This window comes from Winogradskyella endarachnes (assembly GCF_009741275.1).
Taxonomy (GTDB): domain Bacteria; phylum Bacteroidota; class Bacteroidia; order Flavobacteriales; family Flavobacteriaceae; genus Winogradskyella; species Winogradskyella endarachnes.
Genome location: NZ_WOWS01000004.1, coordinates 23,960 through 39,167, shown reverse-complemented (window position 1 = coordinate 39,167; position 15,208 = coordinate 23,960). Strand labels below are relative to the sequence as shown.

16 protein-coding genes are annotated in these 15,208 nt (G+C 32.2%); 4 read left to right on the top strand and 12 right to left on the bottom strand.

Annotated features, from left to right (window positions below):
• Positions 1-5: 5 nt before the first annotated feature.
• The 3 genes from GN138_RS10995 to GN138_RS10985 all read right to left on the bottom strand — a co-directional run bounded on the left by GN138_RS10995 (position 6) and on the right by GN138_RS10985 (position 2,480).
• A complete protein-coding gene (locus GN138_RS10995) occupies positions 6-443 on the bottom strand; it encodes a hypothetical protein (RefSeq protein ID WP_157364053.1) in 438 nt (145 codons plus the stop codon).
• A gap of 55 nt (positions 444-498) precedes the next feature.
• Positions 499-1,959, bottom strand: coding sequence for a vWA domain-containing protein (locus tag GN138_RS10990; RefSeq protein ID WP_157364052.1), 1,461 nt, complete (start codon positions 1,957-1,959; stop codon positions 499-501).
• A gap of 110 nt (positions 1,960-2,069) precedes the next feature.
• Positions 2,070-2,480 carry a BrxA/BrxB family bacilliredoxin gene (locus GN138_RS10985; RefSeq protein ID WP_157364051.1) on the bottom strand — a complete coding sequence of 137 codons (411 nt, stop codon included), beginning with the start codon at positions 2,478-2,480 and terminating at the stop codon, positions 2,070-2,072.
• A gap of 176 nt (positions 2,481-2,656) precedes the next feature.
• Between GN138_RS10985 and GN138_RS10980 the strand changes: the two genes are divergently transcribed.
• Entirely contained in the window at positions 2,657-3,448 is a 792-nt protein-coding gene (locus GN138_RS10980; RefSeq protein ID WP_157364050.1) for a TerB family tellurite resistance protein, read from the top strand.
• Here GN138_RS10980 and GN138_RS10975 read toward each other — a convergent pair whose 3' ends face one another.
• The 5 genes from GN138_RS10975 to GN138_RS10955 form a co-directional block, all read right to left on the bottom strand.
• Entirely contained in the window at positions 3,449-4,609 is a 1,161-nt protein-coding gene (locus tag GN138_RS10975; protein ID WP_157364049.1) for a metal ABC transporter permease, read from the bottom strand. It lies immediately after the preceding gene.
• Positions 4,602-5,729, bottom strand: coding sequence for a metal ABC transporter permease (locus tag GN138_RS10970; RefSeq protein WP_157364048.1), 1,128 nt, complete (start codon positions 5,727-5,729; stop codon positions 4,602-4,604). Before GN138_RS10970 ends, GN138_RS10975 begins: the two co-directional genes overlap by 8 nt.
• Positions 5,730-5,919: 190 nt before the next feature.
• Positions 5,920-6,654, bottom strand: coding sequence for a metal ABC transporter ATP-binding protein (locus GN138_RS10965; protein ID WP_157364047.1), 735 nt, complete (start codon positions 6,652-6,654; stop codon positions 5,920-5,922).
• A gap of 40 nt (positions 6,655-6,694) precedes the next feature.
• Complete coding sequence (locus GN138_RS10960) at positions 6,695-7,618, bottom strand: metal ABC transporter solute-binding protein, Zn/Mn family (RefSeq protein ID WP_157364046.1); 924 nt, start codon at positions 7,616-7,618, stop codon at positions 6,695-6,697.
• A 40-nt stretch (positions 7,619-7,658) separates the two neighbouring features.
• On the bottom strand, positions 7,659-9,911 hold the full coding sequence (locus GN138_RS10955) for a TonB-dependent receptor (protein ID WP_157364045.1): 2,253 nt from the start codon (positions 9,909-9,911) through the stop codon (positions 7,659-7,661).
• A 99-nt stretch (positions 9,912-10,010) separates the two neighbouring features.
• On the opposite strand from GN138_RS10955, the gene GN138_RS10950 reads away from it, so the two are divergent.
• From GN138_RS10950 to GN138_RS10940, 3 genes are all read left to right on the top strand, one after another.
• Positions 10,011-10,667, top strand: a complete 657-nt coding sequence (locus GN138_RS10950; protein WP_157364044.1) for a metal-dependent transcriptional regulator — start codon at positions 10,011-10,013, stop codon at positions 10,665-10,667.
• Between the two features lie 123 nt (positions 10,668-10,790).
• On the top strand, positions 10,791-11,063 hold the full coding sequence (locus GN138_RS10945) for a hypothetical protein (protein WP_157364043.1): 273 nt from the start codon (positions 10,791-10,793) through the stop codon (positions 11,061-11,063).
• 111 nt (positions 11,064-11,174) lie between these two features.
• The gene (locus GN138_RS10940; protein ID WP_157364042.1) at positions 11,175-11,603 is read left to right on the top strand and encodes a DUF6503 family protein; all 429 of its coding nucleotides are present in this window, start codon (positions 11,175-11,177) and stop codon (positions 11,601-11,603) included.
• A 290-nt stretch (positions 11,604-11,893) separates the two neighbouring features.
• Here GN138_RS10940 and GN138_RS10935 read toward each other — a convergent pair whose 3' ends face one another.
• From GN138_RS10935 to GN138_RS10920, 4 genes are all read right to left on the bottom strand, one after another.
• On the bottom strand, positions 11,894-12,034 hold the full coding sequence (locus GN138_RS10935) for a FeoB-associated Cys-rich membrane protein (protein ID WP_157364041.1): 141 nt from the start codon (positions 12,032-12,034) through the stop codon (positions 11,894-11,896).
• A gap of 2 nt (positions 12,035-12,036) precedes the next feature.
• A complete protein-coding gene (gene feoB, locus GN138_RS10930) occupies positions 12,037-14,139 on the bottom strand; it encodes a ferrous iron transport protein B (RefSeq protein WP_157364040.1) in 2,103 nt (700 codons plus the stop codon).
• Entirely contained in the window at positions 14,132-14,359 is a 228-nt protein-coding gene (locus GN138_RS10925; protein WP_157364039.1) for a FeoA family protein, read from the bottom strand. Before GN138_RS10925 ends, feoB begins: the two co-directional genes overlap by 8 nt.
• Positions 14,360-14,456: 97 nt before the next feature.
• On the bottom strand, positions 14,457-15,137 hold the full coding sequence (locus tag GN138_RS10920; RefSeq protein WP_157364038.1) for an SCO family protein: 681 nt from the start codon (positions 15,135-15,137) through the stop codon (positions 14,457-14,459).
• Positions 15,138-15,208: the final 71 nt, after the last annotated feature.

The window sequence follows — 15,208 nt, the reverse complement described above, 5'->3', positions numbered from 1 at the left end:
GTTTATTAATACAAAAATAAGTAAATAACTAAGTTTTTAAAGTTTAAAAAAATAGGAATACATTGGTTATCCTCGCAAGTGAAGCCAATTGGTTGAGATGGAATAGAACAGTCTGATGCTCCTCCACATAATTCATTGTAATTGTTTTCTAATTCATTGTAGTCATTGACCATAATAATTAATTGCTCAGTATCTATAGATGTTGTATAAATAAGGTACTCCCATGGACCACCACATGGTTTAGAACCAAAGCCAATAAATTGACATTCATAATCTTCACCACAGATTGATGTGGCTGCATAGTCTTCTATTGCTATCTTTTGTTGTTGTAGTTCTTCAAATATTTCTTCGCAAGTCACAGGGTCATCATCAGGAAGTGTACAGGAAATAAAAAAGAGACTTAATACAACTAAAAATGTGATATTATATGTGATTCTTTTCAAGATAATTTTTAAAAATTGCTTTTGAGATTTGAAACAAAAAAGGGTTTAAAACTCATTATAGCGTTGAAGCGCTTTGTACCATAGTTTTAAATTGATTTTTAAAATTATGCTCATCATTTAAATTAATATCATTTAACCAAGTTGTAATATTAGAAAAACTACTAGAGCCTTTAAATTCTGAATCTGTAAGTAACATTGAAAAAGAAGCCACGCTCGCAGTAAATTTCATAAAATCTGAAGATTGATTAAAGGTAACTTCTTGGTCATTAATGTCTAAATCCATTTCTATACTTGTGTCTGCATCAGGTAACTTATATCTTACAGCAATTGTAAAGGCTTTTTCGTTAAGCAAGTTAGATGCTACAGTTGGTACAATCTCGTAGATTGCTGTTATGTTTTGGTTGGCTCCAATCTCACCAGCATCTTCTGTGTCATCTTCAAAATCTTCTGTATCTAAAGCTCTGTTTTCGTATCCAATTAGACGGTAAGACTCAACAATTTCAGGATTAAATTCTACTTGTACTTTAACATCTTTTGCTACGGTAAAAAACTTACTATAATCATATATAAATACTTTATGTAATTGTTCTATAGTATCTATATACTCATAAGTTCCATTGCCTTTATTTGCAATTTGTTCTAAGGTTCCATCATTTAAGTTTCCTCTTCCTACACCTAAAACCGTTAAAAAAATGCCTAAATCTCGCTTTTCTTCAATTAAACTAATTAATTCATCTTGGTTACTTATACCAACATTAAAATCGCCATCTGTACCAATTATAATTCTGTTATTTCCGTTTGTAATAAAATTTTCTAAAGCAATATCATAAGCTGTTATTATACCTTCTGCTCCTGCTGTACTGCCTCCAGAACCTAAGGTTTCAATAGCATCTTTAATCGTCTGTTTATTAGAACAAGATGTAGATGGCAAAACCAGACCTGCAGAACCAGCATAAGTAACAATTGCAATTTTATCTTCGTTAGATGTTTGATCTACAAAATCCTTAAATCCACTCTTTAAAAGTTCTAACTTATCTTCACTTCCCATAGATCCAGAAACATCTATTAGTAATACAAAATTTGAAGCTTGAGTATCTATTGGGTTTAATGGTTTTGCTTTCATACCAATTCTAACCAATTTATTCTCAGTTTGCCAAGGACAAGAGCTTATTTCTCCATTTAAATTAATTGGATGCGTAGCATCGGTATAGCCATAATCTAAATTGAAATAATTAATAAGTTCTTCTGTTCTTACGGCTGCAGTAGGAGGAAGTGATTGGTCTTGTTCAATAAATCGTCTTACATTAGCATAAGAAGCACCATCCGCATCTATTGAAAATGTTGAGATAGGAGCTGTTTCTGTATAAATAAATTGGTTTTCGCCTAATTCGTTGTATTGATCACCAGCAAATTCAACACTAGACAAATCTATATATCCGCTAGAATTTGCTTCGTCATAGTCGCAAGAGAATAGAATTAAAATAAAACTTAGAAGAAAAAAATTGATTGATTTCATTGATGTGTTTTTTTAATAGATGCAAAAAACACGAATTGGTTGCGTTTAAAATCAAAAAAACCACGAATTATTTCGTGGTTTTTTATCTATAATATAGATTTTATAATTTTTTAGCAATACTCGTTATAGGCATCTTTAAGGTTTTCTGCTATTAGCTCAGCAGGTCTTCCTTCAATATGGTGACGCTCTAACATATGCACCAATTCTCCATTTTTAAATAAAGCCATACTTGGCGAGCTTGGAGGAAAAGGTATCATATGTGCTCTTGCAGCATTAACAGCCTCTTTGTCAACACCTGCAAAAACGGTAACAATATGATCTGGACGTTTATCATTTTTAATACTGCTAATTGCACCTGGTCTTGCATTTGCTGCAGCACAACCACAAACAGAGTTTACAACAACTAAGGTTGTTCCTTCCTTTGCTAATGCAGCTTCTACTGCCTCTGATGTATGTAATTCTTCAAAACCAACATTGGTTAAATCCTCACGCATTGGTTTTACTAATTCTGCTGGATACATATTTCTATATTTTTATTATTCTTAATTTAAAGTGCAAAGATAATGAAAAATAGTAGGCAGTACATAGTCTATGGTTAGCAGTTTATATGGAACCATTTATGTTTTGAATAGTAACAAAAACTATTAAAGATAGACTAACAAAATAGTATATTTGAATTTTATAAAATAAATAGAATATGAGTTTTGCAAAATGGGTTGGTGGTGCTTTAGGTTGGTCTTTTGGTGGACCAATAGGTGCTATTATAGGATTAGCTATAGGTAGTTTTGTTGATAATTTAGCTGATAATGGAACACCTTTGCTTGGTGATCGTCAAACCGGAAATAAAAGAGATACATATAGAACAAAACCAAATTACGGAAAGCGTACATCTTCGCGCCCACAAACTAAATCTGGAGATTTTGAAGTGAGCTTACTAATTTTAGCTTCTATAGTTATAAAAGCAGATGGCAAACAGGATCAACGCGAATTAGATTTTGTGCGCCAGCAATTCACCAATATGTATGGCAAAGACAGAGCAAATAAGGCTTTTGAGCTGTTTAAACGTATAAGTAAGCAGAATATTTCTACGCGCCAGGTTTGTACACAGATTAGACAAATGATGGACCATGCATCACGTCTACAGTTGCTTCATTTTTTATTCGGAATTGCTAAAGCAGATGGTGTTGTAACAGAAGATGAGTTAAGGCAGATTTATACTATTACTGGTTATTTGGGAATTAGCAGTAAAGATTACGAAAGTATTAAAGCAATGTTTTACAACAGTAGTGATAATGCGTATAAAATTCTTGAAATTGATAAGTCAGTGTCAGATGACGCAGTTAAAAAAGCCTATAGAGCTATGGCTAAAAAATACCATCCAGATAGAGTTGGCCACTTAGGAAAAGAGCATCAAGAAGGTGCAGAGGCCAAGTTCAGACAGGTACAAGAAGCTTATGAGCATATTCAGAAAGAGCGTGGGTTTAAGTAACTAGCCTCTAAACAAAAAGAAATCATCTTTCATGTCTTCTATTTGTGTGTCTTCGTTGGTCATAATGTAATTGATGGCTTTAGAGGTAAATTCATTACCTTTTTTGGTAAGAGACACAATGTTTTTTTCAATAGTAATCATATTGTTTTTCTGTGCAAGATCTAAAACTGTTTTAGCGCGCACTTTTTGCCAATTAATATGTTCGTTGAGGTGATTAACATGTCGTTCTTCCAGCTCGTCATGGTTTTTTAAATGTAGTAAAAAGGTGAGGAGTGAGACTTCTGTTTGTTGTTGTCGTTCTCTATACATAACTGCAATTATTCCTTTAGAAGGTGCAAATAAATACACTAATAAAAACACCAATCCTAAAACCGTTGTAATTGAGCCAGCTATTGAAGCATCTAACCAGTGTGCAACCCAATAGCCGAAAACAGCACTAAAAATCCCGAAAATTATAGCCAAAGCTAACATTTTCTTTAAATCGGTTGTTAGCAAATAGGCAGCAGCAGCAGGAGCAATCATTAATGCAACGACTAAAATAGCTCCTACAGCATCAAAAGCACCAACTGTTGTTACAGAGGAAATAGACATTAAACCATAATGTATTATAGCAGGTGAAAATCCTAGTGAGGCCGCTAAACCTTTATCAAAGGTGCTCACTTTTAATTCTTTAAAAAATAAAATTAAAAGTGTAACGGTTACAATTAATATGCTACCCACAACCCAAAGTGATTTTGGACCAACATCTGTGCCTCCAGTAAGTAATCTATCAAATGGAGCAAAAGCTAATTCACCTAACAAAACAGCATCAACATCTAAGTGAACATCATTAGCGTTTTTTGCAATGAGAATTACACCAATACTAAACAACGCAGGAAATACTAAACCAATAGCTGTATCTTCTTTTACCAAGCCCGTTTTTTGAATATACTCAACCAATACCACAGTTATAATGCCGGTTAAAGCAGCAAGCAGAATTAATAATGGTGAGTTTAAATCTTGTGTAATAAAAAAACCAACAACAATACCTGGTAAAATAGAATGACTAATGGCATCGCTAATCATTGCCATTTTTCTTAGTACTAAAAATGTACCAGGAATAGCACATGCAACTGCAACTATGCTGGCTATGAGTTGTATTTCTATTTGTGCGCTACTCATCTTCTGTAGTTTGTTTAGTATACAAATTCTCAGCAGTTTCAAAACCTGTCTTAGTTAAACTCCACATGTTTCCATTTAATTTAACATAATCTTTTTCTACTAATTTTTGAAGTGTGCTTTTTGTGTAGCCCTGAAAATTATTAAGTAATTTAATGGTGTGTGGATGTGAAATGTCTTCGTGAGTTTCTGCAATATGATGCATAAACGCAAGTGTTTTATGTAATTCTAAATCGCGTCTATTTTTAATAAATCTAATTTGCTTAAATAATAATCCACGACTTGGTGAAAATATAAATGAGAATGCTACAAATACAGCAGCGACTAATACAATAACGGGTCCTGTTGATAGGTTATTTTGACTCGCACTAATTGCAGTACCGAAAACTCCAGAAAAAGCTCCAAAGATGGCAGCTAAAAACACCATTATAGATAAGCTATTTGTCCATTGTCTTGCAGCAGCAGCAGGTGCTAATAGCATAGCACTCATTAAAACAACGCCAACGGTTTGTAAGCCTAATACAATAGCCAAAACAATAAATGAGGTAATAAGTATGTCTATAAATTTTGTATTAAAACCAAGAGTTTTAGTATAATCAGCATCAAATAATAGTATTTTGAATTCTTTCCAGAAAGTAAGCATTACAATTAAACAAATCCCTGTAACTATTGCCATAAGCCAAACATCACTTTCTACTAATGTTGCGGCTTGCCCAAAAAGATACTTGTCTAAACCTGCTTGGTTAGCATTAGGTTGTTTTTGTATAAATGTGAGTAATAACATACCGAAGCCAAAAAATAGGGATAAAATTAGTCCTAAAGCAGTGTCAGATTTTAAATGGGTTTTTGTAACTATACCTCTAATCCAAAATGTACCAATTAAACCACTTATTAATGCGCCAATAAGTAACGTATTAGTGTCTTTTGCGCCTGTAATTAAAAAGGCAATGGCTATACCAGGCAAAGCGGCATGAGAAATAGCATCACCTAATAAACTTTGTTTTCTAAGTACAGCAAAACTACCTAACATTCCCGTTACAGCACCTAAAATTGCCGTACCTAGTGTTATGGTTCTTAGTGTGTAATCTGTGAAGACTAATTTTATGTATTCCGTTATATCCATAATTTCTGCGAAAGCAGTAATCTCCCGTTTAGAATTGTTTATTTTAATATTGAGACTTTATTAAGTTGTGTCAATTTGTTGTTCAAATATGTCAAAATTTGGGACTCAAATTTTTATTTTTTATTGAAGTCCTTTTTTATCCGTATACGTGAGTACCACCAACTATTTACTGAAAACTGCTAACTATTTTTCACTCTTGAATACTCACTTTATAATTAATGCCGTAAGTCTTCGTTAAGTTATCATCATTAAAAATGTCTTTTACTGGTCCTGTGGCAATTTTTTTTACGTTTAAAAAGGTGACCCAATCAAAATATTCTGGTACAGTTTGAAGATCGTGATGAACTACAATAACTGTTTTGCCTGCTTTTCTTAATTCTTTTAAAATATTGATAATCGCTATTTCTGTTGTTGCATCAACGCCTTGAAAAGGTTCGTCCATAAAATATATTGAAGCATTTTGAACCAATGCTCTAGCCAAAAAAATTCGTTGTTGTTGACCGCCAGAAAGCTGACTTATTTGTCGTCCTTTAAAAGCTAGCATACCTACTTTTTCTAAAGCTTCAAGTGCGGCTTTTTTTTCTTTTTGTCCAGGACGTTTAATCCAGCCTAAACTTCCATAAGTTCCCATCAATACAACATCTAATGCTGTAGTTGGAAAATCCCAATCTACACTTCCTTTTTGAGGAACGTATGCAACAAGTTGTCTCTGTTTGGTATAGGGTTTTCCGTATATTGATACACTGCCAGCAATAGGTTTTAAAATCCCTAATATAGATTTTATTAACGTTGATTTTCCGGCACCATTTGGTCCAACAATAGCCATTAGAACACCTTCGGGAATTTCTAAATCAATATCCCAGAGTACTGGTTTGTAGTTGTAAGCTACCGTTAAATCATCAACCTTTACAGCTATTTTGCTCATTTATTTGTTGTTGGAAACCTGTTAAAGATAGTGGTTAAAATTACTGTAATGCACTTACTATTGTTTTAATATTGTAACGATACATGCCTACGTAAGTGCCTTCATTAGAACCTTCACTACCAAGAGCATCTGAGTATAAGGTACCACCAATTTCAACTTTATGCCCTTTAGAGTTTACAGCTTTTTGCAAAGCTTCAATAGTACGTTTTGGTACAGAACTTTCAATAAATATCGCTTTTATATTTTTTTCAATGATAAATGCGGCTAATTTTTGTACGTCTTTTACACCAGCTTCTGTGGCTGTAGATAAACCTTGTAGACCAACAACTTCAAAGCCATAGGATTTTCCAAAGTAATTAAATGCGTCGTGTGCGGTAACTAATATTCGTTTTTCGGGCTCTAAGGCTTCAATAGCACTTTCTACATCTTCTCTTAATTTTTCTAATTCTGTTAAGTAACGTTTTTCATTAGTTCTATATGTTTCTGCATTTGTTGGGTCTTTTTCAGATAAAACAAGTGTTACTTTTTCTGCAAATTTTTCAAAGAAATCTATATTAAACCAAACATGTGGATCATAGTTTGACGCAAAGTATTCTGAACCAATTAAATGTCTTTTATTAATCTCTTTGGCTAAAGCGATAGGTGTTTTGTTAGATGCTTCCATTTTTTCAAATACTTCTACAAGTTTACCTTCTAAATGTAAACCGTTATAAAAGATAACATCTGCATTTACTAGTTTAGTGACATCGCCTTCACTTGCTTTATATAAATGTGGATCTACACCAGCGCCCATTAAACCTTTTACATTTATTAAATTGCCACCAATGTTTTTAACTAAATCTGTAATCATTGTAGTTGTAGTAACTACATTGAGCTTTTTGTTGATGTTTTCTTCGTTTTTAACATCATTCTTACAGCTTGTAATAACTAGTGTTATTATAAAGAGTAATATAACTTTTTTCATGTCTCTAAATATTTATTACGAAAGTACTAAAAATGAGTGATTATTTTAACTTATATCGTACGCCAAAAAATAATCGAATACCTTGATTTGGACCATAAACATAAGATGGATCAAAGGTTAAGGCGTATGGATTGTTTGCTGTAGCAATAACATCTCCATTTGTATCAAACTGAACATTTTCATCAAACGGATCATCTGATCGTGCTATTATAAATGGATTTCCTTTATTGGGTGTCCAGTTTAAAAGGTTTTTTACACCTCCATAAAATTCAAAATTATCTAAACCGTCGTGTGTTAGCTGTATGTTTTGAAGACTCCATGTTGGTGAATATTCTTGTCTTGGGTCTAATTCACCTAGAAGCGGTAATCGCATTGGGCCATAAATATTTCCTGTATAATCTAGAGTAAGATTTGTTGGATAGTTTTTGTAACTAAAAGACCATACGCCAGAGAATTTTTCAGTTAAAATTTGTTCTACACGTTGATTGTCTTCTGTTTGCGAAACATCTTGGTATGTGGCACCAATTGATGCTTTTATTCCACTATCAAATACGGCATCTACGTTAAAACTAAGTCCTTTTGATGTTGAGTAGCCATCTAAATTGTCATAAATAATCTGGTTTGGGTTTGTGTCATAATCTGGAATAATTGCATTTGTAAAATGCGTGTACCAAGCCGATGTTTCTAAGGTGAAATACATGCCATTTTTTAAGTATAGTTTTTTTAAATAATTAAGAGTAATGTTATAGGATTCTTCTGGTTTTAAAGTTTCTTCTATAATGACATCTCTTGCGCCTGTGAGTGCGGCATGGTCTTCTGTAAATAGGTTTACAACTCTAAATCCGGTACCAGCATTTATTCTTATAATATCAGTGTTTGTTGGTTTGTATTTATAGGCAATTCTCGGTGTAAAAATATTACCATGTCTGTTGTCATAATCGTATCGTATACCTAGTAAAAGGCTTTGTTTTTTGTTAAATTTAATTTCATCTTGAACAAATAAAGAAGGCATTGTAACTTCATCTGCAGTAACAGTTGCCGTGGTATTATCATTATAATAGTTATATCTAATGGCTGATCCAAATAGTACATCGTGTTTATTGATTTTTTTGTCCCAAATAAGCTGTCCAAAACCAATTCGTTGTTGTGCTAGGTATGGTGTGTTTCCATAGACTGAGTTTTGATCGTGATCAGAATATGAGAATTGAAAGTTTACGTTCTCTTTAATTGGTAGCTCGTAGTTTCCTAAAATTTCAAAACGAGAGGTGTAAATACTTTCACCATAAACTTCATTTCCGCCTCTATTAGCTTTAGTCCATTGTAATTCTCCGCCCCAACGATCTTCGTAAAAATACCGACCAGCTACGGATAATTTTTTATTGCTAGCTCTTTTAAAATCCCATTTTTGAAATACAGATATACGATCTTGTAAAGTTAAATCCGTAAAGTTGTCATTGTTATTATCAATAACATTGTCGTATTTAAAATAGTTGGTGCCAAACAAAACGTTTGCTTTTTTACCTACGTTTGCTTTAAAACCGACATCTAAATTTACTTCGCCCCAGCCTGTAATAAAACCATCTGCAAAAAAGCGAGGTGCATTTTCTGGCAGTTTTGTAATAACGTTTATTAATCCTCCAACCGCTTCACTGCCGTATAGGGAAGATGCAGGACCTTTTACAACTTCAATTTGTTCAATAAGAGAATTCGGTATTCCAGATAAGCCATAGACAGTAGATAATCCACTGACAATTGGCATACCATCAATTAAAACTAGAGTATAAGGACCTTCTAGCCCGTTAATATGAATATCTCCAGTATTACAGACATTACAGTTAAGCTGAGGACGAACACCATTTACGTTTTGTAGTGCTTCAAAAATGTTAGGCGTTGGGTTTTTCTTTAAAAATGTTGTAGAATAAACTTCTACAGGCACTGGACTTTCTAATCTAGATACCGCTTTTAAGGTACCAGTAATTATAACTTCGTCTAAATCTTCACTTTCGTTTAAATTAAACGTTATTTTAATGTTTTTGTCTTTAATTGTTACGCGTTTCTTTTGAATTTTATAACCCGTAAAAGAAGCTGCAATACTATAGTTTCCAGGTTTTAAATTCTCTAAAATAAAAATACCGTTTGTGTCTGAAGTTGTTCCTTTTGTTGTGTTTTCAATATAAATATTAGTATAAGGTAAAGGCTGTCCATTTGTTAAGACTTTTCCTTCTATAGAAAAAGTAGATTGGGCAAAAGAAGAGGCACAGAGAAATAGTAGTAATCCTTTAATTAGATTCATCTTGAATTAATTTTAAACAAAATTAAAATAAAATTTAGATTTGTCTAAAAATATTTTAAGAAATATATCTTTTTTATATTTGTGCTAGACAATTATACTATGATAACACTAACGGAAGAAAATTATATAAAAGCTATTTATCATCTTGGTAACAATGGAGCAAATACCGTAAATACAAATGCTATTGCTGAAGCAATGGAGACCAAAGCATCTTCCGTTACTGATATGATTAAAAAGTTATCTGATAAAAATTACGCAGATTATAAAAAGTATCAAGGTGTTACATTAACCGAAGAAGGAAAGTTTGTTGCCATAAATATTATTAGAAAACATAGACTTTGGGAAGTATTTTTAGTTGAGAAGTTAAATTTTTCTTGGGATGAAGTACATGAGGTAGCAGAGCATTTAGAGCATATAAAATCTGAAAAATTGATTAATCAATTGGATGCTTTTTTAGAATTCCCTAAGCACGATCCTCATGGAGATCCCATACCAGACAAAGAAGGAAATTTTCAGTATATTGATAAGATAATATTAGCAAAATCAGAATTAGGTGCTGTCTATAAATGTGTTGGTGTAGATGATAGTTCTTCTAGTTTTTTAAAGTATTTGGATAGTAATAAAATTGCTTTGGGTTCTGTGATTACAATAAAACATAAGGAACCTTATGATAATTCTATAAAAATAGAGTTAGAAGATCGAGAAATTGTGGTTTCGCAAAACGTAGCCAAAAATCTTTATGTAAAGAAAGTGTAATCTTTAAACCGAACATTTGTTGCTTTAAAAGCTAAAATTATCCTAAAATAGAGAATAGAGTGCCTTATTAAATAAATTACGCTCTAGTTTTGATGAAAACCAACTTTTAATTAAATTGTATTTATGTCACCTATCTATAAACCCACTTTTATTTGTTTACTGTTTTTAGTGCTAACCACAAGTTGTAAAAATGAAAATAAAGTAACAGCAGAAACACCAAAACCTGTTGTTGAGGTTAAAGAGGAAAAAGAACTATCACCAATTGAGCGTATTGAAAAGGCTTATAATAAAGACGAATTTTTATCTCGTAAGGCAATTGAAGTAGATATGGTAATTAAATTTGGAGGTAAAGAACGTTTAGATGCTAAAATGACATACCTTACTAATTCTACATAAGGAAGGATTGAATTAAAGGATGGCTCTTCTATCTATTATGATGGGTCAAAAGTATATCATTCAACAGATCTAAAAAATGATAAAGCAGCGCGTTTTGATGCTTACACTTGGATGTACTTTTTATTGTTTTCTAACAAATTAAATGATCCTGGCACTATTTGGTCTAATGTTGAATCTGTACAACTTAACGATAAAACTTACAATTCTCAACGTTTAACATTTGAAGCCAATACAGGTGATGCTCCAGACGATTGGTATATTGTTTACAGTGATCCACATACTCATTTAATTGATTACGTAGCCTATATTGTTACCGTTAATAAATCTACAGAAGCAGCAGAAGCTGATCCGCATGCTATTGGTTATTCTAATTACAAAATGATTGATGGAATACCAGTTGCTCATAATTGGGAATTTTATGAGTGGTCTAGTACAAATGGTTTAGGTAAAGTTATTGGAGATGCAACTATTAGGAGCGCAAAGTTTGTAAAGACATCACCTAATACGTTTGATGTTCCTGACGGTTTTATAGAAAAATAAGATAAATTTCACGAAAAGCTTAGTTATCTATCTTTGATTGTTAATTAATGCTTTTATTACAAAAATAATAATAAGTTCTATGCCTAAATAGAAGATGCCATGTATAATTGTAAGATTAAATAGACTTACAAATGCAAGTGCTGAAATACCAAGTAAAATGCATACAATTATGCCGCTTGATAGGTCTTTTAAAAATGTATGTTGGTTAGATTTGAAATCGAAATAATAAGCGATAAGCAAGAGTATTATTAACAAAATTCAAGTAATAGACTTTTTTTATTTGAATAATTTTAATGGCAACCACAGCCATCCTCTCCACCACAAGATTTAGATGGTTTAGCTTTTGGTGTCCAAAAAAACTTGCGTATTAAAAAGAATAAAGCCATTGCTAATGCTGTAAATACTAATATGTTTTGAATTATTGTATTCATATCTATTTTAATACTTGAAAAGCAATCAATGCTGCAATATAAGCAAAACCACTCATGATTACTAACTGGTAAATCGGCCATTTCCAAGAATTAGTCTCTCGTTTTACAATAGCTAATGTACTCATACATTGCATAGCAAATGCATAAAATAAAAGTAAAGAAATACCAGAGGCAAAATTAAATAAAGGTCCTCCTAAAATAGGGTTTATTTCTCCTGCCATTCTATTTTTAATAGTTTCCTCTTCATCACTACCAACACTATAAATGGTTGCTAATGTCCCTACAAACACTTCACGTGCAGCAAAAGAACTTACAATGGCAATGCCTATCTTCCAATCATAACCTAAAGGTCTAATAACAGGTTCTAAAGCGTGGCCTGCTATACCAATAAATGAATGTTCTAGTTTATGTGAGGCTATTTTTTGTTCTAACTCTTCTTCGTTTAAATTCTTTGAAGCGTATTGTTTAGTGACGATTGTTTCTGCATTGTTAAAATTGTCTCCAGGTCCATAAGATGCTAAAAACCATAAAACAATAGAGAGGGCCAGTATAATTTTACCTGCACCAAAGACAAAAGCTTTTGTTTTTTCTAATACCGTTAGAGCAACATTTTTTAATAAGGGTAGCTTATAATTAGGCATTTCTACAACGAAAAATGTCTTACTCTTCATTTTTAATACTTTATTTAATATCCAAGCAGAGCCAACAGCCGTACCAAAACCTAGGAGGTATAATAACATTAAAGTTAATGCTTGGTAGCTTATAACACCTAAAAAGCGACCTTCAGGAATAATTAATGCAATAATTATTAAATATACAGGTAACCTTGCAGCACAAGTAGTGAATGGCGTTACTAAAATGGTGATTAAGCGTTCTTTCCAGCTTTCAATATTACGGGTTGCCATAATTGCTGGTATTGCACATGCTGTGCCAGAAATTAAGGGCACTACACTTTTGCCACTCAGTCCAAAACGACGCATTATTCTATCCATTAAGAATACCACACGGCTCATATAACCACTTTCTTCTAGTATAGATATAAATAGAAATAAGAAGGCAATCTGTGGAATGAAAATAACTACACCACCAAGTCCAGAAATAATACCTTCTGCCAATAAATTAGTAAATGCACCTTCTGGTAATGTGTTTTTTGTCCATTCACTTAATGAAGCAAATGCACCATCTATGAAATCCATTGGAATACTAGACCAGTCGTATATTGCTTGAAAAATAAGTAAAAGAATGGCTGCAAAAATTACATATCCCCAAACTTTATGCGTTAAGATGCGATCTAATTTTATGCGTAAATCTTTGGCAGATTTAAGGTCAATAGTTTGACCTTTCTTTAAGGTTTCGTTAATAAATTGATAACGCTTTATGGTCTCTTTTTGCTGAAGTCGTTTTAAATCTGCTTTAGATTTAGTTTTAAAATCTTCAACTTTATCATAAGTAGCCCTATCTGTTTTTCCAAAGTTTACATCTTGAGTAATTACCAACCATAATTTGTATAATAATTGGTTAGGAAATACTTTTCTCAAGTTGTTAAAGTACGTTTCATCTATAACAGAAGCATCTAAACAAGGTTCAGCAGGTAGTTCTTTATATTTAGTTATAAGTTCTTTTAAATCATTAATTCCCTTATTTTTTCTTGTACTTATAAGAGCAATTTTCGTTTTTAATTGTGCTTCTAAATATGGAATATCTATAGAAATACCTTTGTATTCCATCCTATCAGACATGTTAATGACTAAAATTGTAGGAATTTCTAAATCTTTTATCTGCGTAAATAAAAGTAAGTTTCGTTTTAAGTTTTCTACATCACTTACTACTACAGCAACATCTGGATAATCCTTATCATTTTTATTAAGAAGCAGTTCTATTACCACATTTTCATCAAGAGAAGATGCGTTAAGACTGTATGTTCCTGGTAAATCTATAATATGAGCTTTTAAGCCTCTTGGTAATTTACAGATACCTTCTTTTTTTTCAACTGTTATTCCAGGATAGTTTCCAACCTTTTGGTTTAACCCAGTTAAGGCATTAAAAACAGAGGTTTTTCCGGTGTTTGGATTTCCTATTAATGCAACGTTTATCTGCTTACTCATCTATAGTTTCAATTGTAATATGATTAGCAGTTTCTTTTCTAATCGCTAAATGAGTGCCATTGATGTTAAGATACATTGGGTCTGCAAATGGCGCAACCTGAACTAGTTTTACGGAATTACCAGGTAAGCAACCCATTTCGAGAAGTTTTAAAGGAATATGAATTGAAGACACATCTGTAATGATGCCTTGTTGTCCTCGTTTTAATTCGGCTAATGTCAATTGCTGCTTATTTAGAATAGTTTTAAAGAAGCAAAAATAAGCGAAAAATATTAGTGTTTAAAGCTAGATTACGAATATTTAACAGCATTATAGGTTTTTAACGGCCATCAAAATACTTCAAAGTTTCAATATCTTCTAAAATACGTTCAATGTCTTCTGGTTTTGTGCCATCGTAAAAACCTCTAATTTGACGCTTTTTATCTATTAACATAAAATTTTCGGTATGTATCATATCGTATTCATCACCATTCCCTTCCGTTTTTACAGCGAGATAACTTTTTCTTGCCAACTGGTAGATTTGTTTTTTGTCGCCAGTAACTAAATTCCATTTTCGGTCAATAACTCCTTTTTCTAGAGCGTATTTTTTCAGTTGGGCAACACTATCAATTTTAGGTGTAACCGAATGTGATAGTAGCATAACATCATCATCATTAAGAATCTCTTTTTGTATTTGCTCCATGTTTTTAGTCATTATAGGGCAAATTGTTTGGCAGGTAGTAAAGAAAAAATCCGCTACATAAATTTTATCTTTATAATCTTCTTGCGTTATAGTTTTTCCATTCTGATTTATTAAACTAAAGTCTGCAATTTTATGATATTTTAATTGATGCTGTATAGTGCTATCTACCAATTCTTCTGCAACCATTGCAGGTTGATATATAGGTAGTGGTTGCTTTACATTTAAAACATTGTATATAATAGCAATGATTATAATGCATAATATAGAAAAGAAAATTCCGAAGTTTTTATAGCCCTTAAAAAAAGATAGAAACGACATTATAATTGATTTATAGAAAGTTGAGGTACAAAAATACGACCCATTGTTAATAATTGTTTTATTTTTAACAA

Coding starts and splice junctions, on each gene's coding strand:
- GN138_RS10990 (WP_157364052.1), bottom strand. CDS start 1,959: ATGAAATCAATCAATTTTTTTCTTCTAAGTTTTATTTTAATTCTATTC.
- GN138_RS10985 (WP_157364051.1), bottom strand. CDS start 2,480: ATGTATCCAGCAGAATTAGTAAAACCAATGCGTGAGGATTTAACCAAT.
- GN138_RS10980 (WP_157364050.1), top strand. CDS start 2,657: ATGAGTTTTGCAAAATGGGTTGGTGGTGCTTTAGGTTGGTCTTTTGGT.
- GN138_RS10975 (WP_157364049.1), bottom strand. CDS start 4,609: ATGAGTAGCGCACAAATAGAAATACAACTCATAGCCAGCATAGTTGCA.
- GN138_RS10970 (WP_157364048.1), bottom strand. CDS start 5,729: ATGGATATAACGGAATACATAAAATTAGTCTTCACAGATTACACACTA.
- GN138_RS10965 (WP_157364047.1), bottom strand. CDS start 6,654: ATGAGCAAAATAGCTGTAAAGGTTGATGATTTAACGGTAGCTTACAAC.
- GN138_RS10960 (WP_157364046.1), bottom strand. CDS start 7,618: ATGAAAAAAGTTATATTACTCTTTATAATAACACTAGTTATTACAAGC.
- GN138_RS10955 (WP_157364045.1), bottom strand. CDS start 9,911: ATGAATCTAATTAAAGGATTACTACTATTTCTCTGTGCCTCTTCTTTT.
- GN138_RS10950 (WP_157364044.1), top strand. CDS start 10,011: ATGATAACACTAACGGAAGAAAATTATATAAAAGCTATTTATCATCTT.
- GN138_RS10945 (WP_157364043.1), top strand. CDS start 10,791: ATGTCACCTATCTATAAACCCACTTTTATTTGTTTACTGTTTTTAGTG.
- GN138_RS10940 (WP_157364042.1), top strand. CDS start 11,175: ATGTACTTTTTATTGTTTTCTAACAAATTAAATGATCCTGGCACTATT.
- GN138_RS10935 (WP_157364041.1), bottom strand. CDS start 12,034: ATGAATACAATAATTCAAAACATATTAGTATTTACAGCATTAGCAATG.
- feoB (WP_157364040.1), bottom strand. CDS start 14,139: ATGAGTAAGCAGATAAACGTTGCATTAATAGGAAATCCAAACACCGGA.
- GN138_RS10920 (WP_157364038.1), bottom strand. CDS start 15,137: ATGTCGTTTCTATCTTTTTTTAAGGGCTATAAAAACTTCGGAATTTTC.